The organism is Streptomyces sp. NPDC054770, assembly GCF_053611985.1.
Map to the genome: position 1 here is coordinate 21,809 of NZ_JBSHBL010000005.1, position 26,431 is coordinate 48,239.

A 26,431-nucleotide genomic window follows, 5' to 3' on the forward strand; every position below is an offset into this window, starting at 1 on the left:
CGGCGGCAGCCGCATATCGAATACAGCCCCGCGCCCCTAAAGGGGCACTTGCACTACCGCCAGTAGAGTGCCGGGCTCTACCTGTTGGCCCTCGGTCACGTGGAGGACCTCAAGCTTTCCCGTCGCTGGAGCAGCGATGACGTGCTGCATCTTCATCGCCTCCAGCCACAGCAGGGGCTGGCCGGCCTCGACCGTCGCTCCCTCGGCCAGGCCCTCGGCGATCCGGACCACCGTCCCCGGCATCGGTGCCAGCAAGGACCCCGGTGCCAACTGAGCCTTGGCATCGGGGAAGCGGGGCAGGGCGGTGAGGGGGGTGTTGTTGACGTGGATCTGGTTGCCGTATCGCGACACCTCGAACTTGCGGTGGACGCCGTCGATGTCGAGTACGACCAGACGGGCGTCCGCGTGCACGACCCGTACGCCGTCTGCCGTGAGGCCCTCGCGGGTGTGCCGGTAGTGGGCCTCGTGCTCCTCGCCGGCCATCAGGTAGCGCTTGGTCTGGGGCCTGGAGGGCAGGTTGCGCCAGCCGCCGAAGCGGGAGCGGCCGTGGGCGTCGGCCAGGGCGGCGGCGAGGGGGGCGTGCGGGTCGGGGGCGGGTGCTGTCAGTTCGGGGAGGTGGCGGTCGTAGAAGCCCGTGTCCATGCGGGCCGTCGTGAACTCCTCGTGGCGCAGGGAGCGGATGAGGAGGTCGCGGTTGGTGGTGGGGCCGTGCAGGGTGGTGTTCTCGAGCGCGTGGACCAGTTTGCGGAGGGCCTCCGCGCGGGTGGGGGCGTGGGCGACGGCTTTCGCGAGCATCGCGTCGTAGTGGACGCCGATCTCGTCGCCGTCGGTGTAGCCGGTGTCCAGGCGGATGCTGTCCGGTACGGCGAGGCGGTGCAGGGTGCCGGTCTGCGGGGCCCAGTCCCGGGCGGGGTCCTCGGCGTAGAGGCGGGCCTCGATCGCGTGGCCACGCGCGCGTGGCGGGTCGAGGGGCAGGGCGTGGCCCTCGGCGACGCGGATCTGTTCCGCGACCAGGTCGAGGTCGAAGACGGCCTCGGTGACGGGGTGTTCGACCTGGAGGCGGGTGTTCATCTCCAGGAAGTGCGCCCGGCCGTCGGCGACGAGGAACTCGACGGTGCCGGCGCCGACGTAGGCGACGGAGCGGGCGGCTCGTACGGCCTGCGCGTGCAGTTCCTTCACCAGGCCTTCGGGGAGTCCGGGTGCCGGTGCTTCCTCGATGACCTTCTGGTGTCGGCGCTGGAGTGAGCAGTCGCGGGTGCCGAGCGGCCACACCGTGCCGTGGGTGTCGGCGAGGATCTGCACCTCGACGTGGCGGCCGCGTTCGAGGTAGGGCTCGACGAAGACCTCGCCGTCGCCGAATGCGCTGGCGGCCTCGGCGCGTGCGCCTTCCAGTGCGGCGCCCAGTTCGTCGAGGCGGCGCACGATGCGCATGCCGCGCCCGCCGCCGCCGGCGGCCGCCTTGACCAGCACGGGCAGGTCGGACTCGGCCACCTCGCCCAGGGGGGCGATGCCCATCAGCTCCTTGGCGCGGGTCTTGGACGCCATCGCCTCGATGGCTTCGGGGGGCGGTCCGATCCAGACCAGGCCGGCGTCGAGGACGGCCCGTGCGAAGTCGGCGTTCTCGGAGAGGAAGCCGTAGCCGGGGTGCACGGCGTCCGCGCCGGCGCTCACGGCGGCCTTCACCACCAGGTCGGCGCGCAGGTAGGTGTCGGCGGGTGTGGCGCCCGGCAGCCGTACGGCGGTGTCGGCCACGCGCGCGTGGAGTGCGTTCTCGTCGGCGTCGGAGTGCACGGCGACGGTCCTGATGCCGAGTTCGGCGCAGGTGCGGAAGATCCGGCAGGCGATCTCGCCGCGGTTGGCGACCAGCAGGGTCGAAATCATGTGGTCCCTCACATCCGGAAGACGCCGAAGCCGCCCCGCGCGCCTTCGTAGGGGGCGGTGTGGATGGCGGACAGGCACAGGCCGAGGACGGTGCGGGTGTCGCGCGGGTCGATGACGCCGTCGTCGTACAGCCGCCCGGACAGGAACGTGGGCAGCGACTCGGACTCGATCTGCTGCTCGACCATGGCGCGCAGGGCCGCGTCGCCGTCGTCGTCGTAGGGCTGGCCCTTCGCGGCGGCCGACTGGCGGGCGACGATCGAGAGGACGCCGGCGAGCTGCTGCGGGCCCATGACGGCGGACTTGGCGCTGGGCCAGGCGAACAGGAAGCGGGGGTCGTAGGCGCGTCCGCACATGCCGTAGTGCCCGGCGCCGTAGGAGGCGCCCATGAGGACGGAGAGGTGCGGGACGCGGCTGTTGCTGACCGCGTTGATCATCATCGCGCCGTGCTTGATGATGCCGCCCTGCTCGTACTCCTTGCCGACCATGTAGCCGGTGGTGTTGTGGAGGAAGAGAAGGGGAATGTCCCGCTGGTTCGCCAACTGGATGAACTGGGCTGCCTTCTGGGACTCCTGGCTGAACAGCACGCCCTGCGCGTTCGCCAGGATGCCGACCGGGTAGCCGTGCAGGCTCGCCCAGCCGGTGGCGAGGCTGGTGCCGTACAGCGGCTTGAACTCGTCGAAGTCGGAGGCGTCGACCAGGCGGGCGATCACCTCGCGCGGGTCGAAGGGGATCTTGAGGTCGCCGGGGACGATGCCCAGGAGCTCGTCGGCCGGGTACTTGGGCGGTTCGGCGGGGCCGGGGTCGGGGTGGGCCTTGCGGTGGTTGAGGCGGGCGACCACGCGCCGGGCCTGCCGGAGCGCGTCCGGTTCGTCGACGGCGAAGTGGTCGGCGAGGCCCGACACGCGCGCGTGCATCTCCGCGCCGCCCAGCGACTCGTCGTCGCTCTCCTCGCCGGTGGCCATCTTCACCAGGGGCGGTCCGCCGAGGAAGACCTTCGCGCGCTCCTTGACCATGATCACGTGGTCGGACATGCCGGGGATGTAGGCGCCGCCGGCGGTGGAGTTGCCGAAGACGACGGCGATGGTGGGGATGCCTGCGGCCGAGAGGCGGGTGAGGTCGCGGAAGATGGCGCCGCCCGGGATGAAGATCTCCTTCTGGGAGGGCAGGTCGGCGCCGCCGGACTCGACCAGGCTGATGCAGGGCAGCCGGTTGGCGAGGGCGATGTCGTTGGCGCGCAGGGCCTTCTTCAGCGACCAGGGGTTGCTGGCCCCGCCGCGCACGGTCGGGTCGTTGGCGGTGATCAGGCACTCCACGCCCTCGACGATCCCGATGCCGGTGACCAGCGAGGCGCCGACGGCGTAGTCGCTGCCCCAGGCGGCCAGCGGGGACAGCTCCAGGAAGGGGGTGTCGGGGTCGAGGAGGAGTTCGATGCGCTCGCGGGCCAGGAGCTTGCCGCGCCCCCGGTGCCGGGCGACGTACTTCTCGCCGCCGCCCGCGAGCGCCTTGGCGTGCTCGGCCTCCAGGTCGGTGAGCTTGGCGAGCATGGCCTCGCGGTTCGCCCGGTGGTCGGGGGTGTTCGTGTCGAGGGTGGTCTCGATGACCGTCACAGCAGGGCCTCCGGGATGTCCAGGTGGCGGGAGCGGAGCCATTCGCCGAGGGCCTTGGCCTGGGGGTCGAAACGGTGCTGGGCGGCCACCCCCTCGCCGAGCACGCCCTCTACGGTGAAGTTGAGGGCGCGGAGGCCGGGGAGGATGTGCCGGGTGACCGGCAGCTCGGCGGTCTCGGGGAGCAGTCGGCGGAAGGTGTCGGCGGTCAGGGTGTGCGCGAGCCAGCGCCAGGCCTCGTCCGAGCGCGCCCAGACGCCGACGTTGGCGTTGCCGCCCTTGTCGCCGCTGCGGGCCCCGGCGACGAGCCCGAGGGGCGCCTGCCGGGTGGGGCCACCGGCCGGGTACGGCTCGGGCAGCGGTGGTTCGGGCGGGTCCTGGAGTACGAGGGTGTCCTGGGCCGGCGGCACGGCGATCCGGCGCCCGTCATGGAGGACGGCCACATGGGGCACCTCGCCCTGGGGGACGTACACATCCTCGAAGACCCCATAGGGGGCGCCCTTCCCGGGTGGTGCGAGCACATGGAAGCCGGGGTAGCTGGCGAGCGCCAGTTCCACGGCGGCCGCGCCGAGCGCCCGGCCGACGGTCTCCTGGTCCCGGTCCCGTACGACGAGCCGCAGCAGCGCGCTGGCGGTCTCCTCGGTGTCCGCGTCGGGGCGGTCGGTGCGGACCAGCTCCCAGCGGATCCCGGACGGCGGGGACTTGGCGAGTGCGTCGGCCATCTGCTCCCGTACCAGGGCGGCCTTGGCCTCGATGTCGAGTCCGGTGAGCACGAAGACGACCTCGTTGCGGAAGCCGCCCAGACGGTTGCGGCCGACCTTGAGGGTGGGGGGCGGTGCCTCGCCCCGTACGCCCTCGATCCGCACCCGGTCCGGGCCGTCCTGGCTCAGCCGGACGGTGTCCAGGCGGGCGGTGACGTCGGGGCCCGCGTACCGGGCGCCGCCGGTCTCGTAGAGGAGCTGGGCGGTGACCGTGCCGACGTCGACGAAGCCGCCGGTGCCGGAGTGCTTGGTGATGACGCAGCTGCCGTCCTCGTGGAGTTCGGCGAGCGGGAAGCCGGGGCGGCGCAGGTCGCGGCCCGCGGCCGCCGCTTCGGCGAAGAAGGCGTAGTTGCCGCCGGTGGCCTGGGTGCCGCACTCCAGGACGTGCCCGGCGACGACGGCGCCCGCGAGCCGGTCGTACTCCCCCGGCTGCCAGCCGAAGTGGGCGGCGGCGGGCCCGGTGACCAGGGCCGCGTCGGTGACCCGGCCGGTGACCACGATGTCGGCGCCGGCCCGCAGGCACTCGGCGATCCCGAAGCCGCCGAGGTAGGCGTGGGCGGCGAGGCTGCCGGGGTGGACGGCGGTCAGGTCGTCGCCCTCCACATGTGCGACGCGCACCGGTATGCCGAGCCGGTCGGCCAGCTGCCGTACGGCGTCGGCGAGTCCGGCCGGGTTCAGGCCGCCGGCGTTGGTGACGATCCGCACGCCCCGCTCCCGGGCCAGGCCCAGGCAGTCCTCCAGCTGGCGCAGGAAGGTGCGGGCGTATCCGGCGCCGGGGTCCTTGAGCCGGTCGCGGCCGAGGATGAGCATGGTCAGCTCGGCGAGGTAGTCGCCGGTGACGACGTCGAGTTCGCCGCCGGTGAGCATCTCGCGCAGCGCGTCGAAGCGGTCGCCGTAGAAGCCGGAGGCGTTGCCTATGCGCAGGGTCACGGGGTGCCGCCCTTCGGGGTGCGGCCGGGGCCGGGCGGGCCCGCGAACGCCTGGGCGATGTCCAGCCAGCGGTCGGCGTCCGGGCCGGTGGCCTCGAGGGCGAGGTCGGCGCGGTGGGCGCGCTGGGTGACCAGGAGGCAGAAGTCGAGGGCCGGGCCGGTGACGCGGTCGTCGGCGTCCTCGGGGCCGTATGTCCACAGTTCGCCGGAGGGGGCGGTCAGTTCGACGCGGAACTCCTCGAACGGCACGGGCTGTCCGTGCACGCCGAAGGCGAAGTCGCGGGTGCGGACGCCGAGGCGGGCGATGTGCCGGAGCCGGTCGGTGGGGGTGCGGGTCACGCCCAGCGCGTCGGCGATGTCCAGGCCGTGTGCCCAGGTCTCCATCAGCCGGGCGGTGGCCATGGAGGCGACCGACATAGGGGGGCCGTACCAGGGGAAACGCGCCCGGGCGGGCGCCGCGCGCAGTGCCTGGTCCAGGGCCTCGCGCCCCGCCCGCCAGTCCGCCAGCAGCTGTGCGGGGGGCTTGGCGGCGCCTTCCTCGGCCCCGTTGTCCACGAAGTCCCCGGGCTGGGTCAGCGCCTTCTCGACCTCACGGGCGAAGGCGTCCTGATCGGTCACGGCCAGCAGCGAGGAGTGGTCGGTCCAGGCGAGGTGGGCGATCTGGTGGGCGACGGTCCAGCGGGGCGCGGGGGTGGCGAGAGTCCACTGCTCGGCTCCCAACTCGGCTACCAGCCGGTCGAGTTCCGCACTCTCCTCACGCAGGTCGTCGATGACGGGCGTCGGGTCGGACATGGGGAGGAGCATGGCAGCGAGCCCGGAAACAATCAAGCATGCTTGCATGAATTTGGAAGTCCGCAGCGGGCCCGCGACCGGAAGTCGACGTCGGTGGCGTGCCGGAGGCGGACGTCGGCGGCCTGCCGGAGGCGGGCGTCGGTGGCGTGCCGGAGGCGGACGTCGGCGGCCTGCCGGAGGCGGACGTCGGCGGCCTGCCGGAGGCGGACGTCGGCGGCCTGCCGGAGGCGGGCGTCGGTGGCGTGCCGGGCCCGGTCGCCTCGGGGTGGTGTTCACGCCCGTCCCGGGCGGGCGGCCGACGTGCAGTCCGTCGGCCGTCAGGTCGCGCTGCCGTTCCCCTCCGGCTGAGCGACGGTCGCCGGCTGCCGACGGCGGCTTCCCACCTGGGAGCGGACCGCGCCGATGCTCGCCGCGATGACGAGGGCGATGGCGGCCGCCTCGGTGGCCTTCAGGGCCTGGCCGAGGACGAGGAAGCCGGCGGTGGCGGCGATGGCCGGTTCCAGGCTCATGAGGACGGCGAAGGTGTGGGCGGGAAGGCGGCGCAGGGCGAGGAGTTCGAGGGTGTAGGGCAGGACCGAGGAGAGGACCGCGACCGACGAGCCGAGGGCGATCGTGGTCGGGTTCAGGAGCCTGCTGCCGGCCTCGACGATGCCCAGCGGGAGGAACAGCAGCGCCGCGACCGCCATGGCCAGGGCGAGGCCGTCGGCCTGCGGGAAGCGGCGGCCGGTGCGGGCGCTGAAGACGATGTAGGTGGCCCACATGGCGCCGGCCCCCAGGGCGAAGGCGATACCTATGGGGTCGAGGTCGCCGAAGCCTCCGCCGCCGAGCAGGAAGACACCGGCCAGGGCCAGTCCGGCCCACAGTGCGTTGATCGCGCGCCGGGAGGTCAGCACGGACAGGGCGAGCGGGCCCAGCACCTCCAGGGTGACGGCGGTGCCCAGCGGGATGCGGTCGAGGGACTGGTAGAAGAGACCGTTCATCGCAGCCATGGTGGCGCCGAAGACGATCACCGTGCCCCAGTCGGTGCGGGAGTGGCCGCGCAGCCGGGGCCGGCAGACGACGAGCAGGATCACGGCGGCCGCGAGGAGCCGCAGTGTCACCACGCCGAGCGCGCCCGCCCGGGGCATCAGGGTCACCGCGAGGGCACCGCCGAACTGCACGGAGATCCCGCCGGCCAGCACCAGCCCGACGGGACCGAGCGAGCCGAACCGGCCCGGGCCGCCGGGAGCGGCGGACGCGGACACCGGGGCGGGGGCGGGCACCGACGTCGGCTGCTGTGAGGTGCTGGGGGTGGTCACGGGCGGTCCAGGGGATTCGTCGTTCACTACGATGCACTTATCAGTCCAGGGTAATGGACTTCGACAGGCGCGTGAACCCCTTATGGAGCTGTCCTGGATGCTGAGATGCCGAGCCGTGGAGCCGGCACCGGCGTCGACACGCGTTCGGCCTCGCCCCCGGTGCGGGGCGAGGCCGAACGACAGTGAAACGAATCTTCAGAAGTCCGGGGGGCGGCCGGGCGTTACTTCACGTCGACGTAGTCACCCGTCGCCGTCGCGGCGCCGGTGGTGGCGTTGGTGGCGAAGGAGTAGCGGTAGTAGCCGTCGACGGTGGCCTTGGTGGTGGTCTTGAGGGCGCCGCCGGTGCCGGCGGTGATGGTCTTGAGGGTGGTGTAGGTGGTGCTGCCCTTCTTGCGGAACTGCAGCTGCACCTTCTGCGACGCGTAACCCGCGTACGTGCCGGTGTTCCAGTTGGCGCGCGTCAGCTTGCCGGTGACGGTGATGGTCTTACCCTTCTTCACCGGCTCCGGGGTGGCGTTGACGGTCAGCTTGGACGCCTTCTTGATCTTGGTGGTGGCGACGTTGTCGTCGACGCTGGCGTTCGCGGAGAGGTCGAAGCCGCCGAGAAACAGCTTCCAGGTGCCGGCGGCACCGTTGTTCTTCAGATCGGTGGCCGCGTCGATGTTGAAGACGGCCTTGCAGCTGTAGACGCCGGTCTGGGTGGTCGACTCGACGCAGTTGGGGTCGTCGTCGGTGTCCAGTTCGCCGGTGACGCCGGCCGCGCTGGAGCTGTCGGTGCCCTGCCAGAGGGCGGCCACCGTCAGCGCGACGCCGTTGTCGCTGGTGGCGGTGTAGGTGGCGGTGACGGACTTCTTGGTGGTGGTACCGAGGACGATGTCCTTGCCGCCATTGACGACGCCCTTCGAGAACTTGATGTTCCCCTGCGCGTCCTCCGGGTGAACGGTCTTGGCGGAGAAGGAGGCGAGTCCATCCTGCGCGCCGGAACGTTCCGCCGCCTGAGCGGCCACCGGAACAGCGAGTGCGGACAGGACGACCGCGCCCGAGAGAACGGTGGCCGCGACACGTATGTGCATGTGAATCTCCTGGGATCGCGAAAGGCCCGCCGGGGTCTCGCCCCGCCGGGCCATGGACCCACGCAGCGTACAAATCGGATGGAGAACCCTTGAAGATCCTTTGTGCAATAAGTGTGTAACAGGATGCTTTTGACAGGCAATCAGCACTCGCAAGGCTCGTCTGCCCGGCCAGGGCTTCTCGTCGCGGAGAACAGGTGGCGGCCGCCGGGAAGTGTGGTTGGGACGGGCGAGCCGTAGTCAGCCTCTATATATCCGCGCCTCCGTATGCGTCCGGTCCCCATGGCAGCTCCTGCACAACGCCTCAGCGGCCGGCGACGTGCCCGTCTGTACCGCTCACCCGTGAAAGGCCGGGTCAGTCGGCGTCCTGCTCGCCGAGGAGGAGTTCGTCCCCGCTGGGGAAGCGGGCGGTGCCGCCCTCCTCCCAGGTGAGCACGATCGCCAGTCCGCCCATCGGTCCCCGGGCGCCCGTCACCGTCTTCACCCTGCGCCACTGACCCTCGTAACCGATCACGTCACCGGGGACCACGAGGGCCGCGCGCTTCATCGGAACGCTTAATCGGTCCCGGCGCGCCGGACGTGGTCCAAAGGGGTGTCCCACTCGATGCCACCCCCTTGCGGGCGGATGTACGCGGTGCGGCTGATGACCCGTCCGGTCTGCTTCAGACGTTCCTCGATCACGCCCCGGAGCTCACCGGTGCGTCCCGAGACACTGTCCTCGACGAGCGTGCCCTGCGGGTACGGCAGGGTGCCGTGATCGACCACCGTTGCTGGCTTCTCAACCTGTGTCATGCGTCCTCGTCCCACCTGGGCATGCCTGTGTCATCCAAGAGAACTGCCGCCGTGCGAAGCCAACTTGCACAGCGCTTGCACAACGGCCGGGTGCGGGAGGGGCGGAGTGAGACGATGGGACGCAACGGACGTCGAGCGGGGAAGACGTACAGGATGAGCGCGATCAGGATTCCCGGACCCGGTACGAACGTGGCCGTATGCCGCAAGGCGCGCGGCCTCAGCCAGGTCGCTCTTGCCCGGCGGGCGGGCGTGTCGGTTTCCCTGCTCAGCAAGATCGAGATCGGCGACCGCGCCCTCACGCAGGGCATCGCCGCCTCCCTCGCACAGGCCATGGGGCTCACGCTCGACGAGCTGTTGGGCACGGAACCCGTCGCCAAGACGGACGAGGCGAGCCTGGCCGCCCTCAACTACGCCATCCGGCGTTTCGACATCCCGGACGCCCCGCCACCGCATCCCGAGGACCTCCCGCGCGAACTGGACCGGCTGAACGAGCTCCGCTACCGCACCGAGCTGGGGGCAGTCCTTCAGGAGTTGCCCGGGGTGCTGGCGAAGTCGACCAACTACGCCCATGCCACGCAGTCACCTGACGCGTGGGCCCGGGTCGCCGACACCTATTCGGTGGTGTACTGGCTGGCGGCCCGCTTCCGTTGGATGCACCTGGCCGAACTGGCCGTCATGAAGCAGAGGCTGGCCTCGGAGCGCGCGCACCCGATCGCCGCCACGGTGGCTGCCCGGGACGAGGCCGGGACCTTTCTCAACTCGGGAGACTTCGCGGGCGGAATGGCGATCGTCGACCGCGCGATCGTGGAGGCTGAGTCGACACTTGAGGGACGCGACCGCGCGTTCGGCCTGGGCATCCTGCACTTGAGAGGGCTCACTCTGGCCAGTCGGCTCAAGGACGAGGCCGCCGTCGGGGAGCACATCCGGGCGGCATGGCGGACGGCCGAGGAGTACGGCGCGGACGCCGACGAACACGGCATTCACTTCGGGCCGGACCAGACCGCCACCCACGTCATCTCGACGTACTCCGACATGGACCAGCACCGCCGAGCGCTGGACACGGCTGACGACCTCATCCGGGAAGGCACCTCACTGCCCGCGACCCGTATCGGTCCGCTGCACATGAACCTGGGACGTTCGCATCTGGCCCTGGGCGACCGGGACTCCGCCCTCGAAGCCCTTGAAGAAGCGTGGAACATCGCCCCCGAGATGGCCCGGGTCCACCCGACGAGCCAGGAGCTGATGCGCGTGCTGACCTCACTGCACCGCCGCAGCAACCCGAGGCTGACACGCCTTGCCAAGCGGGCTGGCGTGCCTTTCTGACCCCAGGAAGCCAAGCTCGACACAGACGCCGTCACGCAACAGCCCAGTCCGCCGAACGCGGTCGCGGGCCAGGCTGCCGAAGCCGTGGGGACTCGGCTTGGGCAGCCTGCCGTCGGAAATCAGGGGCGCATCATGCGTGGATGCCCTTGACGAAAACCGCTCTCCCGTGTGTGTACGGATCGGCCCCTTCCACCTCGAATCCCGCCGAGTCCAGAATTCCCGCGAGAGCATCGGCCATGAACTGGACGACAGTTTCGTAATGCCGGAGCGCCGTAGGGATGCTTGAGAAGTCGCCCCTTTCGAGAGTCTCCACAGCAGCGGCTCTCAGATCTTCACCCGTACGCCATTCGACAAAGACGCCACCACCTGTGGACGGGTCGACGTGCACGCGCGTGCCGGACGTCTCGGGTGACGAGTCGCCTTCGACGTCGCCCCGATGGACGGGAAGCCCGCCCCGCTCCAGTTCCCGGTACACCTTGTCAGCCAGTGCATTTCGTGCGGCGATGACGTCCGGTGATGCTTTCGGCGGTATGCCGAATCCGCGCGTGCTCACTCGCTTCTCGCTCTCTCGTTCTGTTCTTCGCCTGTCAGGCGACGCCTCACGCGCCGCCGCCGGCCTGTTTGACGTATTTGGCCAGAACTTCCTTCGCCGCACTACCCCAGGCGGGGTCGTACGGGACTGAATAAGTGATCGGTGTGCCGGGCTTGAGAGCGTCGGCCAGTTCCGAGGCGCACGCGCCACAAGGCGATCGCTCAGTGTACAGAGCGGTGATGTCCTTGGCGTCGAACCCCTTCGCAGCCAGCTGGTCGAGAATCTCGGTCTCCGAATGGCCGCTCCAGCCACTGCTGCCAACGACGAGGTCACCGGTTTTGGGATCGTTCCATCCCGGCACCCGCGCGACGGCGACATTGTGGTCGGCATCGTAGAATCCGGACTCGACCCTGAACTTGTAGGCCATGCGGCTCAGTTCATCGCTGTTGTACCTGATGATGTTCGTGGGGCAGCCGTCGACCGTGGCTGCCAGGGGTGCGACAAGCGCTCGTGCTCCGGTTCTGGTGCAGGACTCGACGAGATCTTCGAGTCCGCGGGCCCCTACGTCGGCGACGACGGCCTCAGGCAGGCCCAGTGCGCGCAGGGCGTTGTAGGCGTCGGCGAAGCCGATCCCGGTCCGCGCGGCGGCGTCCACGGCGCGGACGGCGTCCGCGATGGGGCGGAGTATCTTGCCCGCGAAGAGGCTCGCCACGTCCAGGGCGGCCCAGGCGCATCCGGTCAGGCTTCCGTTCGCACCGCCCGGATTGATCTTCTGGGCGCACTTGATCCAGTTGCCGAAGAGGATGTCGATCGGGTCGACGTTCTCCTGGTATTCGGCGATCGTGATGGTGTGGGTGACCTTGGTGGTCATCTTGTCGGTCGGGTACTCACCGAGGAAGACCGTGTCGTCGGTGGGGCACGTGTACTGCGACGCGCCCAAGTCCTCGTCGGTGCAGAGGTAGAGGTCGAGGATGGCCTTGTAGGCGATCTCAGCGGTGATGGTGCAGTCACCGCGGTAGGCGAGATGGTTGATCCATCCGTCGCAGCCGCCGGTCTTGTCCAGGACCTTCGGGTCGCCGATGTTCTCGTAGTGGTCGACGACGTAGAACATGCCGCCGATCAGCGAACCGGTCTCGTCGGGAACTGTGCCCGTCTCGATCTGCTGAGCGTTCGCCGCCTTTTCGGCCTCGTCGGCCGCCTGCTGGGCGGATTCGGCGTACTTCTGGGCGTCCTTGGCGGCTTCTTCGGCCGCGGTGGCCTGGGCGTCGGCGTCCTTGGCGGCGGCCCGGGCGTCCGTGGCCGCCTGTTCCGCCTGGCTGGCGGCATCGCGGGCGGCCTGGGCGTCGAGGGCGGCGGCGTCGGCGGAGTCGCGGGCCTGCGTGGCGTAGCCGTCGGCGCGGCCGGCGGCGTCGTCGGCGGCCTTGGCGTCGTCGGTGGCCTGCTTGTCGTAGGCGATGGTGCGGGCGAGGGACTGGGCGGCCTGGGAGGCGTATCCGGCGGCTTCGGCGGAGTAGTCCAGGGCCTGCTTCGCGGAGGCGCGGGCGTCGGCCGCGTATCCGGCGGCCTCGGCGGCCAGGGTGTAGGCGGCCTTGGCGTCGCCGGTGGCCGCGTTGGCGGTGCTTGCCGCCTGGGCGGCGGCCTCCTGGGCGTTCTGGGCGTGGGCCTCCGCGACGGCCTGCTGCTGCTCGGCGATCGTCTTGCTGGACTGCCCCGTCAGGACGGCGAGGCCGGCAGCGGAGTCGGTGGTGACATAGGGGGCGCCGAGCTGGACGGCGTCGTTGGCGGGAGCGGCCACCTGGCGGGCGGCGTTGCCCGCGTCGACGGCGGCCTGGGAGGCGGCGTAGGCGTGCCCGGAGGCGACGTTGGCGCCGGCGATCGCGGTCTGGGCGGCCGTGTTGGCCGCGTCGGCCTGTGACTTGGCGTCGGCGGCGTGCGCCTCTGCCTCGTCGGCGAGTTTCACCGCGGCGCTCGCCGCGGTGGCGGCCGTCTTGGACGCGGCGATGGCGTCGGCGGCGGCGCTGGTCGCGGTGGCGACGGCGGCGTCCGCGTCCTCCTTCGCGGCCTTCGCGGCGTCGGCATCGGCGTGGGCCCGCTTGGCCGCGGCCTCCGCGCGGGTGGCGGCCGCGTCGGCGTCGGCCGCGGCCTGGGTGGCCGCGTCCGCCTCCGAGCGGGCCGATGCCGCGGCGCTCTCCGCATCGTCGGCGGCGGCGTCCGCGTCGTCCGCGGCCTGCCGGGACGACTGTGCCTGGTCGTCGGACTCGTGTGCCTGCGCGAAGGCGTCCTTGGCGTCGGCTTTGGCGCGCGCCGCGTCCGCCTTCTGCTTGGCGTCCCAGGCGTCGTCGCGCAGGTCCTTCGCCTTGTCCGAGGCGGTCTCCGCGGCCTGCCGCTTCTCGGTGGCGGTGGCGTCGGCCGCCTCGGCCTTGTCCTTGGCGTCCTCCGCCTGGCTCGCGTAGTCCTGCGCTTTGGTCTTGTGCTCGGCGGCCTCCGCCTGCTTCTGGGCGGCGGTCTCCTTCTCCGCCTTGGCGGTGGCCTCCTCGGCCTCCGCGTCAAGGCGGCGGGCGTGCGCGGTGGCCGCGGCGGCCTTCGCGTCCGTCTCCGCCTGTACGGCCACGGCCAGCTTGGCCTTGGCGGTGTCGCGGGCGGCCTTGGCGTTGCCGGCCTGGACCGCGGCGGCGTCGGCGGCGGCCTTCGCCTGCTCCTTCGCCGCCTCGGCGGCCGCGTTGCGGAACGCCGCCGTCGAGGCAGCGGCCTGGGTCACGGCGCGGGCGGCGATGGTCGCACTGTCCGCCGCGGACGCCTTGGTCGCCGAGAGCGCGGTCTGGGCGGCGGCCTGCATCGCGTTGATCGCGGCTGCCGACGCCTTGGTCACCTGTGCCTTCTGCAGACCGACCAGCAGACCCCGGCCCCGGGGCTCGCCCGCCTGGTCGGCGATCGCGTAGGCGGCGTTGAGAGACGTGTCGGTGCCGGTGGCGGCGGAGGTGGCGGCCTGTGCCTGCTTCTGGATCAGCGTCAGCTGGGTCTGTGCGGCGGCCTGGGCGTCCGCGATGCCCTTGGTGGCCGCGATGAACTGGGCCGTCGTCGGGTAGTCGAGGTCGTCGGTGCCGTTGTGCCCGACCGGGACGATGTCCAGCTTCTGGAAGGCACCGCCGGAGCAGGTCGCCAGGGTGGCGTCCTGGCTGTTGGTGTACGACGCCAGGTTCAGGCACTTGCCGTTGCCGATGTTCGTGAGCGGCGTGGTGGCGTGCGGGTTGTACTTCCACCGGTTGGCACTGGTGCTGCTGACGGTGCAGGAGCCCTGCACCAGCGCCGTGCCGTCCGCGCTTGCGGAGGCCTTCGGCACCAGGCACTTGCCGGAGTTGACGTTGACCAGTGTGTCGCCGGAGATCCGCCACTGCTGGCCGGCACCGCCGTTGCAGGTGTAGATCTGCACGATGGCGGCGTTGGCGGTCGAATTCCCGCCGACCTCCAGGCACTTGTCGGAGGATCCGTGGACGTGGATGGCCATCGGGCTGTCACCGATCCAGCCGGCGCCCCCCGCGGACCAGTAGTCCTGCCAGCGGGCCAGGTGGTCGGCGATCCAGGACTGGCCGAGCATCTCACCGAGCGCCTGCGCGGTCGTGGTGAGCGCCTTGGTGGCGGCGGTGTCGGCGTCGAGGATCTGGTTGCGCTGGACGGCCTGTGAGGCCAGTTCCTGCTGCCATTCCGCCGAGGCGGTGGCGACCTCCTGGCCCAGGACCTTGTTCGGGTCGATCGGATTGCGCCAGGCGCATGCCGCGAACCGGGCCTTCAGGTCCTCGACTGCGATCCGGAACTCCAGACTGCCCGGTTCGGCGGCGGTACGCGGGAAGCCGCCGGAGGACAGGAACATCCGGGCGTCGTCGGCGCCGGTCCCGCCGGAGCCGCTGACCAGCTGGTCGAACGCCTGGTGCTCGGCGTAGGCCTGCTGCCACTGCTGCGTGGGCAGCGACGGATCGACCGTCCCGTACAGCGGCGTCCCCAGGTCCTTCACGGCCTGGACGGTGGCGTCGTCGGCCCGCGCGGTGGGGTCCTTGTAGAGGTCGCCCTCGGTCTTCCACCACTGCTCGCCGAGCCACTTCCCGTAGCCCACCTGGTCGAAGAAGTCGTCGGTGGTGGAGGGGACGCCCGGCGGCCAGTAGAACTCGGCGTCGGTGGCGAAGCCGGCAGGGACGGACAGGCCCTTGAGCGGTGTCTGCCAGGCCGCGAGCCGGGTGGGCAGTACGTCGCTCGCCGCGTCGATGGCGTCCCGGTCCTGCTGGAACGCGGTCGACAGGGGCGTGTCGTTCCAGTACTCGCGGTCGGCGGCGGTGTGCAGTTGATCGGCGCTCTGGTTCAGCGCGTTCTGCGCCAGCGGGACCGTGGAGGTGCCGCCGACCCGCAGCGCGTCGGACATCAGGCACTGGTCCTGGCGCAGTTGCTCAGCCGCCGCGGCGTCGAAGCCGTCGTAGCTGTCCGCCACGTTCGCCGTGGCAGGCTCCGTCAATGCGGGTCGGGCACCGAGCAGTCCGCCGAGAACCGCGGTGATGACGAGCAGTGGGACGGCGGAGCCGTTGACGCGGCGTCGCCGCGCGCGCCGGTTACCGGGTGAGGCCCCCGAAGCCGGTTCCGGCTCGGCTGCCGGAGAGCGGTGAAAGGGTCTGTACGGACGTCTGAATCGCAAGGAAGTGCCCTTCTCCATGGCGGAGGCGGACAAGAGACCTGTTCAGGCGCGCAGCGCGAGACCAACACCGTGTCACGGCATGACGAAATCCCCCGCCTGCGGCAACAGCCCCCCGTCGCCCACTTGGCAGCCCAGAGGGTTCCGCCGCAGCCGAACCCCGAACAGGGCATTGATCATGGTCACGACACAATATGTAGTTCGTGTGAAGAAATGGCAACCGGGAAAAGACCGGGCGACGACTTGCAGGCGCCGGCCTCGCCTCGGCGGAGGTCCGCGTCGACGGCGGCTCAGATGCCCGGCCAGGGCTCCTCGTCGCGGAACAGGGGCCGGCCGTCGGGGAGCGTGGTGGGTACGTTCGCCCCGTAGCCGACGTCCATGTGGGCGGCCTCCATGTGAGGCTCCCTGGGAACCTCCATATGGGCCTCGTACATGGGCTGGGGCCATAGCCCCGCGGCCGCGTACACGTTGTGGTCGTACATGTTCCCGTACGGCTGCTGGTAGGCGTACCCGCCGTCCCCGCCGCCCTGTGCCGCCGCGTAGGTGGTCTGGGGCATCGCCTCCGGTGCGGCGGCGATGCCCTGGTCCGTGAACAGCGGCAGCCGCAGTTCGCCGGTGTCCATCACCGCGTTGTTCTGGGAGCGGTGCAGCCGGGAGTAGGCGCCGCCGCGGGCGAGGAGTTCGTCGTGGCGGCCGGTCTCGACGATGCGGCCGCGGTCGACCACGAGGATGCGGTCGGCGTCGGGGGCGAGGTTGAGGTCGTGGGTGATCATGATGGTGGTGCGGCCGGTCATCAGGCGGCGCAGCGGTTTGACGACCCGGCGGGCGGCCATCGCGTCCAGGCCGGTGGTCGGCTCGTCGAGGACGAGGACGGGGGCGTCGCGCAGGATCGCGCGGGCGATGGCCAGGCGCTGGAGCTGGCCGCCGGAGAGCCGGGCGGAGTTGGGGTCGACCCTGGTGTCGTAGCCGTCGGGCAGCCGGACGATGAAGTCGTGGGCGTCGGCGGCCCTGGCGGCGTCCTCGATGGCCTGTTCGCTGGCGCCGGGCCGGCCGCAGGCGATGTTGGCGCGGACGGTGTCGTGCAGGACCAGGGTCTCCTGCGGGAGCAGGGTGATGTACTCGCGCAGCCGGGCCAGCGGGAAGTCGCCGAGGGGGACGCCGTCGAGGAGGACTTCGCCGCTGTCGGGGTCGTAGAAGCGGAGCAGCATCTTGGAGACGGTGGACTTGCCGGCGCCGCTGGGGCCGGTGATGATCACGAGCTCGCCGGGGCTGACGGTGAAGGAGAGGCCCTCCAGGGCGGTCCGGTCGGCGCCGGGGTAGCGGAAGCCGACGTCGCGGACCTCGATGGCGCCGTCCGGGCGGCCGGTGTCGGTGCCGGTGCCGCGCCGGGGGTCGGCGACCGACGGGCGCACGTCCAGGATCTCGATCAGCCGTTCCGCGCCCGCCGTGGCGGCGGTGACGGTGAGGCCGAGCTGGGCGAGGCCGCGCACCGGCGGGTAGAGGTAGCCGAGGAAGGCGGAGAAGGCGAGGAGCTGGCCGAGGGTCATGCGGCCGGTGGAGATCTCCCAGGCGCCGATGCCGATGACGGCGAGGACGCAGATGGTCTCGATGACCTGGACGAGCTGTTCGTAGGCCTCGTTGAGGCGGGTGGAGCGGACGGAGGCGCGGAACCAGGCGCTCGCCTCCTCGTTCAGGCGCCGGCGCTCGGCGTCACGGCGGTCGTAGGCCTGCGTCAGCACGATGTTGCCGAGGGACTCCTCGACTACGGAGGTGATCGCGCCGTCGGCGACCCGGCCCTCCCTCGACACGTCCTTGATGGAGCCGGAGAAACGGCGCGCGGCCAGCCAGAACAGGGGCGCCAGGACGAAGGTGGCGGCGGCCAGGTCCCAGCGCAGCCAGAACGCGGCGGCCGCGTAGAAGATCGCGCTGAACAGGGCCGACGCGGCGCCGACCAGGCCCGACACCACCATCGTCTCGATGGCCTCGACGTCGCTGGTCAGGCGGGAGAGCAGGTCGCCCTGGCGGTGGCGCTGGAAGAAGTGCGGGGGCAGCTGCTGGACGTGGTCGAAGACGTGCTCGCGCAGCCGCATGACAAAGCGTTCGGTGACCCAGGCGGCCATGGAGTTGCCGGCGTACGCGACGATCGCGCCGACGATCGCGATGGCCAGCCATTTGCCCGCCGGGCTCCAGAAGGCGCTCAGCGAGCCCTTCTGCAGGGCGTTGTCGGTGAGGTCGCTGAAGAGGAGGATGGCCTCGGTCTCGGCGAGCGCGGCGATCACCGTGCACACCCAGACGATCACCAGCCAGCCGCGCAGGCCCCGGGTCAGCGGCCAGAACCGGCGGAAGGCGGCACGGGCCGGGATGGTGGGCGTGTACTCGTCCTCGTACTCGTCGCCCTCGTACTCGTCATCGTCATCGTCGCCGCGATCGCCCTCGTATTCCGAATCCGCGACTTCGTACTCGTATTCTGTGCCGTCACGCTCCTTCACGCGCATTTCACACTACCTCCGCTCTCCGACGCCGGAATCACTGGAACTCAGGGAGTGAAAAAGGACCGACGGCGCACCGTCGGTCCTTTTTATTTCTGCCTTAGTTGTCCTGACCCGGGATGGGCTTCGGAACCGGCTTCGGAGCCCGCTTCTTGGGCTTCGGGTGCGGCGGCGGGGGCAGCTGCTTGTGGGGCTTGGGGGGCAGCGGGGCGAGCTTCTTGAGGCTCATTCCGACTCCTTGAGAGTTCGAAGTGCAAGTGATGCTGGATAGTACGAGAATTCTCTTGGGGCAACGTCCGGGGATTTTGGATCGTCATCCTCGGCAATCCCCGCCGCCCGACACGGATGAACTTACACGGCCCCGATCCCAAGCGACGGCAAAGTCAGCCCGCAAACGGCAAGCAGGTGCTGTGAATACCTATGTAACAGCTGTATAACGACCCCGAAGCTGAGAGTTCTCTTATGAACCTGAGAGCCACCTTATGAAGCGGGGCCCGGTGCGCCCGGGACAGGCGCCGGCCGGGCCCCGCGCAGGCCTCAGCGGCGGGCCATGTACAGGGCGAACGCCTTGTGGAGCAGCTTGTTGAGCGGGAAGTCCCACTCCCCGACGTACTCGGCGGCCTCGCCGCCGGCCCCCACCTTGAAGCGGAGCAGTCCCAGCAGGTGGTCGGACTCCTCCAGGGTGTCGGTGATGCCCCTGAAGTCGTAGACGGCGGCGCCCAGTTCGTGGGCGTCGCACATCATCCGCCACTGCATGGCGTTGTTGGGCTGGACCTCGCGCTTGCGGCCGGTGGAGGCGCCGTAGGAGTACCAGACGTGGTCGCCGACGGTGAGCATGGTGGCCGCGGCGAGGATGTCGCCGTCGTGGTGGGCGAGGTAGAGGCGCATGCGGTCGGGGTGTTCGGCGGTGAGCGCGGTCCACATGCGCTGGAAGTAGGAGAGGGGGCGGGCGATGAAGCGGTCGCGCTCGGCGGTCTCCGTGTACAGGGCGTAGAAGGCGGGCAGGTCCTCGTACCCGCCCCGGACCACCTTGACCCCCGCCTTCTCCGCCTTCTTCACGTTGCGCCGCCACTGCTGGTTGAGCCCGCGCTGGATGTCGTCCAACGACCGCCCCGCGAACGGCACCTGGAACACGTACCGGGGCTGCCCGGCCGCGAACCCCTCCTCCCCGCCCGCCTCCGCCTGCCGCCAGCCCGTCCGGCGCAGCCGTTCGGCGAGACCTGCAGCACGGGCGTCGTACGACGTCGGCTCGGCGTCCGCCAGCCGCCGGACGGCCGGATCGGCGATGGCCTGCTTCACCGCCTCCGCGCTCCACCGCCGTACGACGACCGGCGGCCCCATCTTCACCGCGAACGCCCCGCGCCCCTTCAGGTACGCCAGCAGCGGATCGAGCCACCGTTCGAGCTCGGGGTCGTGCCAGTCGATGGCGGGCCCCTCCGGCAGGTACGCCAGATACCGCTGCACCCTGGGCACCGCCCGCAACAGCACGAGCCCGGCGCCGACGATCCGCCCCTCCCCGTCGAACCACCCCAGACTCTCCGCCCGCCAGTCGGGCTTCACGTCTCCCCACGACGGCAGCTGCATATGGCTGACGGAGGGCCGGGAGCCGGCGAAGGCGAGATGCTCGGCACGGGAGATGGGCCGGAGACGAAGGGCTGCTGCTGTCATGGGCGGTGCTCCTGGGCAGGTCGGCGACGGCTCACTGGCGATGCGCACCGGCCACGGCGTGCACCGGACGGGACGCCGGACAGGAACCGTGGCCTAGGCATCCAGGACAACAGACGCAGGCCTGCCGGGAACCGTTTCGGCGCGCGAGTGGGTGAGGGCGTGTCGGCCGGGGGGGGTGTCCGGCGCCTAACCCCGGCGGGGCGGCTGTCCGTATGCGTTGCGGTAGGTGCGGCGGAAGTGACTGGGGTCGGCGAACTGCCAGCGGGACGCTATGTCGGCGACGGTGTACGTACCGCCGGGCTGGTCGAGTTCGCTGCGGGCGCCTTCGAGGCGGCGTCGGCGTACGTGGGCCATGACGCTCTCGCCGTCGGCAAAGGCGCGGTGCAGGGTACGGACGGAGACGTTGAGCGCGCGGGCGATGGCGGCGGGGGTGAGGTCGGGGTCCCGCAGCCGCTGGTCGACGTAGGCCGTGGCCGCGGCGCGCAGTGCCTGCGCGGGGGCGGGGGCAGGGGTGTCGATGAGTCCGGTCAGCAGCAGGGAGAGTGCGGCGCCCGCCGCATGGGTGCCCACCGGGCCGAGGTGTTCCGAGAGGGCCCAGGCGGTGTCGAGATGGGCGAGCAGCAGCCGGGACTCGGGAGCGGTGGCGGGGGCGACGGTCAGGGCCGGCAGCCGGGTCCGGGGCAACTGGCCGAGCAGTCCGGCCCTGGGCAGGAGGAGCACCCGGCAGTCGGTGGGTGCCGTGTAGGCGAACCGCCAGCGGGAGTGCAGGTCGCGTATGCAGAGCGTGCCGGGGCCCAGCTCGGCCCGCCGGGTGGTGTCCTCGATGCGCAGGCTGCCGCTGCGGATGACGTGGACGGCGACGAGGTCGGCCCGGCCGTCGGCGTCCCCGTGGCCCGAGACGCCCGCTATGGGATCGCTGAACTGCCGGCTGACGGCGACGTCGCCGACCAGGCGGTGTTCCACCCGGGTACGGTGCGTGCCGGCCGTGCGGTCGGCGGGCAGGCGCAGCTGCCGTACGTGGGCGAGGTGGCCGAAGCGGCGCCGCCACTGTTCGTGCAGGAGGTCCTGCCGGTGGGGGTGGTGCAGCGGTACGTCGATGGACGCCCGGTGCCGCCAGGGTGCCGCGTCGGTCGGCTCCGTCCGTGTCACGCGTGTCCCCCCATCGTGGCACCGATGTTCCTTTTGGCGCCGTGTCGCACTTCCTACGCTGCTGCCAGCGCGATGAACGTCCCTGCACCTGAGTGGAGCCTGCTGTGAACCTGCCCCTGTCCTCCCCCACGCCGACCGACGAGGCCGACGCCCGCGCCGGGCTGACGGCGACGGCCGGAAAGCTCGTCCCCATTCTCGCCGGGCAGGCCCAGGAGAGCGAACAGTTGCGCAGGGTGTCGGACGACGCGGCGCGTGCGCTGCGCGAGGCGGGCATGTTCCGCCTCGGCACTCCGCGCGTCCTCGGCGGCTTCGGGACCGGGGTGCGTACATCCATGGAGGTGACGGCCGAACTGGCCCGCGGTGACGCCTCCGCCGCCTGGATCGCGAACATCTACACCGGGGGCGGCCTGGTCGCCTCGCTGATGGACGAGCAGGCCCGTCAGGAGGTCTGGGGCCGGGACCCCGATGTCGCGGTCGCCGCGTCGCTCACCCCGTCGGGCTCCGCGGTCGCTGCCGCGGACGGCGAGGACGGCGATCTCGTCGTGTCGGGCCGGTGGGGCTGGGCCTCGGGCATCGACCACGCCGGGTGGGTGGCCCTGGCGATCGCTCCGGGCGCCCCGGACCGGCCACCGGTGATCGCCCTGGTGCCGGTGGCGGAGGTGACGGTCGAGGACACATGGCACGTGGCAGGCATGGCCGGTACCGGCAGCAACACGATCGTCGCCGACCGGGTGCGAGTGCCGGCGCACCGGACGCTCGACATGGGCGCGGTCCTGGCCGGGGTGTACGCCACCCGGTACGAGGGCGAGCCCCGCAACGCCGTCGCGGTCGCCTCGATGCTCGCGCTCACCGTCGTCGCCCCCATGCTCGGCATGGCCCGGGCCGCCCTGGACCTGGCCCTCGACACCGCGGCCCGCAAGCCCATGTCCCTGACCGTCTACGAGCGCCTCGCCGACTCCCCGAGCGTGCAGCTGGCCGTCGCGGACGCGGCGTCGCTCATCGACACCGCCCAGCTGCACGCCTACCGGGCCGCCGACGACCTCGACCACGCCGCCGCCGAGGCCCGGCAGCTGACGGTCGGGGAGCGGGCCCGGGTCCGCATGGACACGGCCGTCGCCGCGATCCGCACCCGCGAGGCCGTGGACCGCCTCGTCTCCGTCTCCGGCGCGAGCGCCTTCGCCCTGACCAACCCGCTCCAGCGGATCTGGCGCGACCTCGGCACCGCCTCCCGCCACGGCGTCGTCAACCCCGACCTGGGCCGCGAGATCTACGGGCGCAGCCTCCTGGGCATCACCGAACAGCCCACGTTCATCATCTGACCGACGGCCACTCCAGCACCGTCAGTCCGGGCCACTGCTCACGCCAGCGGGCGGTCTTCTCCTCGTAGACGGCCCGCGGCGCGAGCACCGGATTGGGCCGGACGACGAGACCGAACACGTCCGACAGCCCGTGCGGCGCGTACACCCGCCACCCGCCGCCCTCCTCCAGCCGGACGCCCAGGCAGCAGGTCGTCGCCGCGAAGCTGTCGATCGCGGCCTCGGTCGACCCGTACGGCGGACAGGGCACCCCGAACTTCTCCTCGTACCAGAGGTGCACCCGGGCCTCGTTCCGTATCTCGACCTCGGCCGCCACCCCGGCGAACGCCTCCCGGCCGCGCCGGATCACCAGGTCCTCCGCCTCCCACGACAGGTCACCGCCGTCGAAGTAGAAGAGGTCGTAGTCCTTGATCCCGGCACCCGCCGGCCTGCCGGTCACGACGTTCCACACGGTCTGGAAGAGACACCCCGCCGTCACGTACCACCCGGGCAGCCCCAGCGCCGCGCTCCGCTCCAGCACCTCCACGAGGACGTCGTTACGGCACAACACCGCCCGGAAGGCGTCGAGTTGCTCGTCCAGCGGCAGTCGGCCGATCATTTCCCCTCCCTACCACGGCCGCGCCTGCCATCGTGTCGCCATGGGTGAACTGGTCGACCATGTGGACGAGCGGGATCAGGTGCTGGGTGTGGTGGAGCGGGGTGCGGCGATCCGGGGCCGGCTGCTGCACCGGATCGCGACGATCGTGTGCCGGGACACCGACGGGCGGTTTCTCGTGCACCGCAGGGCCGGCACCCACCCCCGCTTCGCCGGTCAGGTCAACTGGATGCTCGGCGGGGCCGTGGACAGCGGTGAGTCGTACGAGGAGGCCGCCGCTCGGGAGCTGACCGAGGAGCTGGGTGTCCTGGCCAGGCCCCGCTTCGTGCTCAAGTTCCGGTGCGAGGGCGCGATCTCCCCCTACTGGCTGGGCCTGCACGAGGTCCTCGTCACGGGACCGGTCCGGCCCGACCCCTCGGAGGTCGCCTGGCACGCATGGGTGACCGACTCCGAACTCTCCGCCCTGGCCGCCCGCGACTCCTTCGTCCCGGACGCCCGCGAGGCCCTCGCCCACTACCGGGCCCTGAGCGTCTAGGCATCCAGCCCCTCCGCCAGCACCTCCGCCAGGTGCCTCCCGCGCACCCCGGCCAGTTGCTCCAGCTGCGTCCGGCAGGAGAAGCCGTCCGCCAGGACCACCGTGCCCGGGTCGGCCTCCCGCACCGCCGGCAGGAGCTGTTCCTCCGCGCAGGCCCTCGACACCTCGAAGTGGCCTTTCTCGAAGCCGAAGTTGCCGGCCAGACCGCAGCAGCCGCCGACCAGGTCGCCGGTGAGGGCGGCGGCCTCGCGGAGGCGGCGGTCCGGGGCGTCGCCGAGTACCGCGTGCTGGTGGCAGTGGGTCTGCCCGGTGACCGGGCGGTCCAGGCGGGGCGGGGTCCAGTCGGGGGCCAGGCGTTCCAGCGCCTCCGCGAAGGTGAGCACCCGCGCGGCGAGGCGGGCCGCCCGCGGGTCGTCCGGGAGCAGCTCCGGCAGGTCGGCACGGAGAGCGGCGGCACAGCTGGGCTCCAGGACGACGAACGGCGGGGGGTACGGGAAGTCGTCGTCCGCCTCCGAGTCCGGCTCCGAGTCCGGGTCCAACTCCGGGTCCAACTCCGGGTCCGCGTCGTCCTCCACGTCCGACGGCAGCAGCAGCAACGGCTCCAGCAGGTCCAGCGTCCGGCGCAACACCTCGCGGGCCTGGTCCAGTTGGCCGGTCGAGAGGTAGGTGAGGCCGCAGCAGGCGCGGGCCCGGCGGGTCCCCCACGGGAACGCGCCGATGCCCAGCGATTCGCCGTCGTCCGACCGCCGTACCCGCCACGGCCGGGTCGGCAGTGCCACGACCCCCACGCCCGCCGCCTCCAGCACGCGTACGGCGGCTCGGCCCACGGACGGCGACAGGTGCTCGGTGAAGGTGTCCGGCCACAGGAACACCAGCTGCCTCGGGAGTTCCGGCTCCCGTCCCGCCCGCGCGTCCGCCCGCCACGCACGCAAGCGCCGCCGCTGCCGCCGCCGCTCCCACCGGCTGAACGGCTCGGCCGCGAGGCGCGGGATCCGCCGCTCCGGCGCGATGCCGCCCAGCCGCTTGGCGAGCGCCGCCAACGGTCGTACCGAGGCGAGTGCGTTGACCAGCCCCGCCGTGCGCGTACGGGCCGCCCAGCCCAGCCACCTCGGCAGCCGGCCCATGCTGTAGTGGGCGGCAGGGCGGCGCCGGCCCGCGTAGTGGTGGTGCAGGAACTCCGCCTTGTACGTCGCCATGTCCACCCCGACCGGGCAGTCCGACCGGCAGCCCTTGCAGGACAGACAGAGGTCGAGGGCGTCCCGGACCTCGGTGGAGCGCCAGCCGTCCGTCACCAGCTCGCCGGCCAGCATCTCGTGCAGCAGCCGGGCCCGGCCGCGGGTCGAGTGCTCCTCCTCGCCCGTGGCCCGGAAGGAGGGGCACATCACGGACGCGCCGGACGGCTCGGCCGTACGGCACTTCGCCACGCCCACGCAGCGGCGGACCGCCGCCGAGAAGTCACCGCCGTCGGCGGGGTAGCCGAAGGCGACGGGCAGCGGCTTGCGCGGGAGGACGGCGAAGCGGAGGTTCGCATCGAGAGGGGCGGGCCGGACCAGGACGCCCGGGTTGAGGAGGTCGTCGGGGTCCCAGATCCCCTTCGCCCGCCCGAAGAGCGCCACCAGTTCGTCGCCGTACATCCTCGGGAGGAGTTCGGCCCGCGCCAGGCCGTCCCCGTGCTCCCCGGACAGGGAGCCGCCGTGCGCGACCACCACGTCCGCGAGTTCCCCCGAGAAGCGCCGGAAACGGGCCACGCCCGCCTCGCTCAGCAGGTCGAAGTCGATGCGGACATGGACGCAGCCGTCGCCGAAGTGGCCGTACGGGGTGCCGCGCAGACCGTGCGCCGTCAGCAGGGCACGGAAGTCACGCAGGTACCCGCCCAGCCGGGCCGGCGGTACCGCGCAGTCCTCCCAGCCCGGCCAGGCCTCGCTGCCGTCCGGCATCCGCGTCGCCGTACCGGCCGCGTCCTCGCGGATGCGCCACAGGGCCCGCTGCCCGGCCGGGTCGGTGATCACCGCGGCGTCGAGCGCGTCACCCGCGCGGACGACCGTCTCCGCACGCGCGCGTGCCTCCGCCGCCGTCGCGCCGCCCGTCTCGACGAACAGCCAGGCCCCGCCGCGCGGCAGTCCGGCCGGGGACGGCACCAGGTCGGCCGCCATGCCCTCCACCGTCAGCGGCGCACAGCCCAGCAGCCCCGGCGCCGCCTGAGCCGCCGCGCTCTCGTCGGCGTACCCCAGCACCGCCAGCGCACGCGCGCGTGGCGACTCCACGAGCCGTACGGTCGCCGCCGTGAGGATCCCGAGGGTGCCCTCCGAACCGCAGAAGGAGCGGGCGACGTCCGCGCCCTGCTCGGGGAGCAGGGCGTCCAGGGCATAGCCGGAGATACGGCGGGGGAGGTCGGGGAAGCCGGTGCGCAGCCGGGCCAGGTCGCCGGCCACGAGCTCCCGCAGGCCCTCCGGCGCGCCCGCCCAGTCCCGCCCGAGCCGCAGCCGCTGTCCCCGCGCGGTCACCACGTCCAGTTCCCGGACACTGTCCGCCGTCGTCCCCCAGGCCACGCTGTGCGAGCCGCAGGAGTTGTTGCCGATCATCCCGCCGAGCGTGCAGCGGCCGTGCGTGGAGGGGTCCGGGCCGAAGCGCAGGCCGTGCGGGGCGGCGGCCTCCTGGAGGCGGTCCAGGACCAGGCCCGGCTGGACGACGGCCGTACGGGTGGCCGGGTCGAGGCCGAGCAGCCCGTTCATGTGCCGGGTGAAGTCCAGCACCACGCCGGTGCCCGTCGCCTGCCCGGCGATCGACGTGCCGCCGCCGCGGGCGACCACCGGCACGCCACGGGTCCGGCACACCTCCAGTACGGCCGCCACGTCGTCCGCGTCCCGGGGGGCCACCACCCCGGCCGGGACCCGCCGGTAGTTGGACGCGTCCATGGTGACCAGCGCCCGGGAGGTGGCGTCGAAGCCGACCTCGCCCCGGACGGCCCCGCGCAGTTCCGCCTCGAGCTCCGAGAATTCCGACATGCGTCCACTCAACCAGC

Annotated in this window: 19 protein-coding genes; 3 read left to right on the top strand and 16 right to left on the bottom strand. The window is 71.8% G+C overall.

Annotation, left to right across the window (positions count from 1 at the left end; all coding sequences use genetic code 11):
• Positions 1-36: 36 nt before the first annotated feature.
• From ACWGKQ_RS06730 to ACWGKQ_RS06765, 8 genes are all read right to left on the bottom strand, one after another.
• A complete protein-coding gene (locus ACWGKQ_RS06730) occupies positions 37-1,881 on the bottom strand; it encodes an acetyl/propionyl/methylcrotonyl-CoA carboxylase subunit alpha (RefSeq protein WP_453290785.1) in 1,845 nt (614 codons plus the stop codon).
• Between the two features lie 8 nt (positions 1,882-1,889).
• Entirely contained in the window at positions 1,890-3,488 is a 1,599-nt protein-coding gene (locus ACWGKQ_RS06735; protein WP_453290786.1) for an acyl-CoA carboxylase subunit beta, read from the bottom strand.
• On the bottom strand, positions 3,485-5,176 hold the full coding sequence (locus ACWGKQ_RS06740) for an acyclic terpene utilization AtuA family protein (protein WP_453290787.1): 1,692 nt from the start codon (positions 5,174-5,176) through the stop codon (positions 3,485-3,487). Before ACWGKQ_RS06740 ends, ACWGKQ_RS06735 begins: the two co-directional genes overlap by 4 nt.
• Positions 5,173-5,967: a TIGR03084 family metal-binding protein gene (locus ACWGKQ_RS06745; protein ID WP_453290788.1), complete on the bottom strand. Its 795-nt coding sequence runs from the start codon at positions 5,965-5,967 to the stop codon at positions 5,173-5,175. The genes ACWGKQ_RS06740 and ACWGKQ_RS06745 overlap by 4 nt, the downstream gene beginning before the upstream one ends.
• Positions 5,968-6,284: 317 nt before the next feature.
• Positions 6,285-7,265 (bottom strand): EamA family transporter, encoded by a 981-nt coding sequence (locus ACWGKQ_RS06750; protein ID WP_453290789.1) that lies wholly within the window; start codon positions 7,263-7,265, stop codon positions 6,285-6,287.
• 221 nt (positions 7,266-7,486) lie between these two features.
• Entirely contained in the window at positions 7,487-8,338 is an 852-nt protein-coding gene (locus ACWGKQ_RS06755) for a hypothetical protein (RefSeq protein WP_453290790.1), read from the bottom strand.
• Positions 8,339-8,690: 352 nt separating this feature from the next.
• Entirely contained in the window at positions 8,691-8,882 is a 192-nt protein-coding gene (locus ACWGKQ_RS06760) for a hypothetical protein (protein WP_453290791.1), read from the bottom strand.
• An 8-nt stretch (positions 8,883-8,890) separates the two neighbouring features.
• A complete protein-coding gene (locus ACWGKQ_RS06765; RefSeq protein ID WP_453290792.1) occupies positions 8,891-9,127 on the bottom strand; it encodes a hypothetical protein in 237 nt (78 codons plus the stop codon).
• Between the two features lie 153 nt (positions 9,128-9,280).
• Between ACWGKQ_RS06765 and ACWGKQ_RS06770 the strand changes: the two genes are divergently transcribed.
• Entirely contained in the window at positions 9,281-10,450 is a 1,170-nt protein-coding gene (locus ACWGKQ_RS06770) for a helix-turn-helix domain-containing protein (protein ID WP_453290793.1), read from the top strand.
• Positions 10,451-10,580: 130 nt separating this feature from the next.
• Here ACWGKQ_RS06770 and ACWGKQ_RS06775 read toward each other — a convergent pair whose 3' ends face one another.
• The 6 genes from ACWGKQ_RS06775 to ACWGKQ_RS06800 form a co-directional block, all read right to left on the bottom strand.
• Positions 10,581-11,003, bottom strand: a complete 423-nt coding sequence (locus tag ACWGKQ_RS06775; RefSeq protein WP_453290794.1) for a hypothetical protein — start codon at positions 11,001-11,003, stop codon at positions 10,581-10,583.
• A gap of 46 nt (positions 11,004-11,049) precedes the next feature.
• Positions 11,050-15,678, bottom strand: coding sequence for a nucleic acid/nucleotide deaminase domain-containing protein (locus tag ACWGKQ_RS06780; protein ID WP_453290795.1), 4,629 nt, complete (start codon positions 15,676-15,678; stop codon positions 11,050-11,052).
• A 269-nt stretch (positions 15,679-15,947) separates the two neighbouring features.
• Positions 15,948-18,152 carry an ABC transporter ATP-binding protein gene (locus ACWGKQ_RS06785; RefSeq protein ID WP_453290796.1) on the bottom strand — a complete coding sequence of 735 codons (2,205 nt, stop codon included), beginning with the start codon at positions 18,150-18,152 and terminating at the stop codon, positions 15,948-15,950.
• 94 nt (positions 18,153-18,246) lie between these two features.
• Positions 18,247-18,375, bottom strand: coding sequence for a hypothetical protein (locus tag ACWGKQ_RS06790; RefSeq protein WP_453290797.1), 129 nt, complete (start codon positions 18,373-18,375; stop codon positions 18,247-18,249).
• 308 nt (positions 18,376-18,683) lie between these two features.
• Positions 18,684-19,814: a lipid II:glycine glycyltransferase FemX gene (locus ACWGKQ_RS06795; RefSeq protein ID WP_453290798.1), complete on the bottom strand. Its 1,131-nt coding sequence runs from the start codon at positions 19,812-19,814 to the stop codon at positions 18,684-18,686.
• Between the two features lie 186 nt (positions 19,815-20,000).
• Entirely contained in the window at positions 20,001-20,963 is a 963-nt protein-coding gene (locus ACWGKQ_RS06800; protein ID WP_453290799.1) for an AraC family transcriptional regulator, read from the bottom strand.
• 104 nt (positions 20,964-21,067) lie between these two features.
• Here ACWGKQ_RS06800 and ACWGKQ_RS06805 point away from each other — a divergent pair, with 104 nt between their 5' ends.
• Positions 21,068-22,282 (top strand): acyl-CoA dehydrogenase family protein, encoded by a 1,215-nt coding sequence (locus tag ACWGKQ_RS06805; RefSeq protein ID WP_453290800.1) that lies wholly within the window; start codon positions 21,068-21,070, stop codon positions 22,280-22,282.
• Here the strand turns inward: ACWGKQ_RS06805 and ACWGKQ_RS06810 are convergent.
• Entirely contained in the window at positions 22,275-22,877 is a 603-nt protein-coding gene (locus ACWGKQ_RS06810; protein ID WP_453290801.1) for a nucleotidyltransferase family protein, read from the bottom strand. The two genes, ACWGKQ_RS06805 and ACWGKQ_RS06810, sit on opposite strands and share 8 nt — an antisense overlap.
• 40 nt (positions 22,878-22,917) lie before the next feature.
• Between ACWGKQ_RS06810 and ACWGKQ_RS06815 the strand changes: the two genes are divergently transcribed.
• A complete protein-coding gene (locus ACWGKQ_RS06815) occupies positions 22,918-23,409 on the top strand; it encodes an NUDIX hydrolase (protein WP_453290802.1) in 492 nt (163 codons plus the stop codon).
• Here ACWGKQ_RS06815 and ACWGKQ_RS06820 read toward each other — a convergent pair.
• Positions 23,406-26,414, bottom strand: a complete 3,009-nt coding sequence (locus tag ACWGKQ_RS06820) for an FAD-binding and (Fe-S)-binding domain-containing protein (RefSeq protein WP_453290803.1) — start codon at positions 26,412-26,414, stop codon at positions 23,406-23,408. The two genes, ACWGKQ_RS06815 and ACWGKQ_RS06820, sit on opposite strands and share 4 nt — an antisense overlap.
• Positions 26,415-26,431 lie beyond the last annotated feature (17 nt).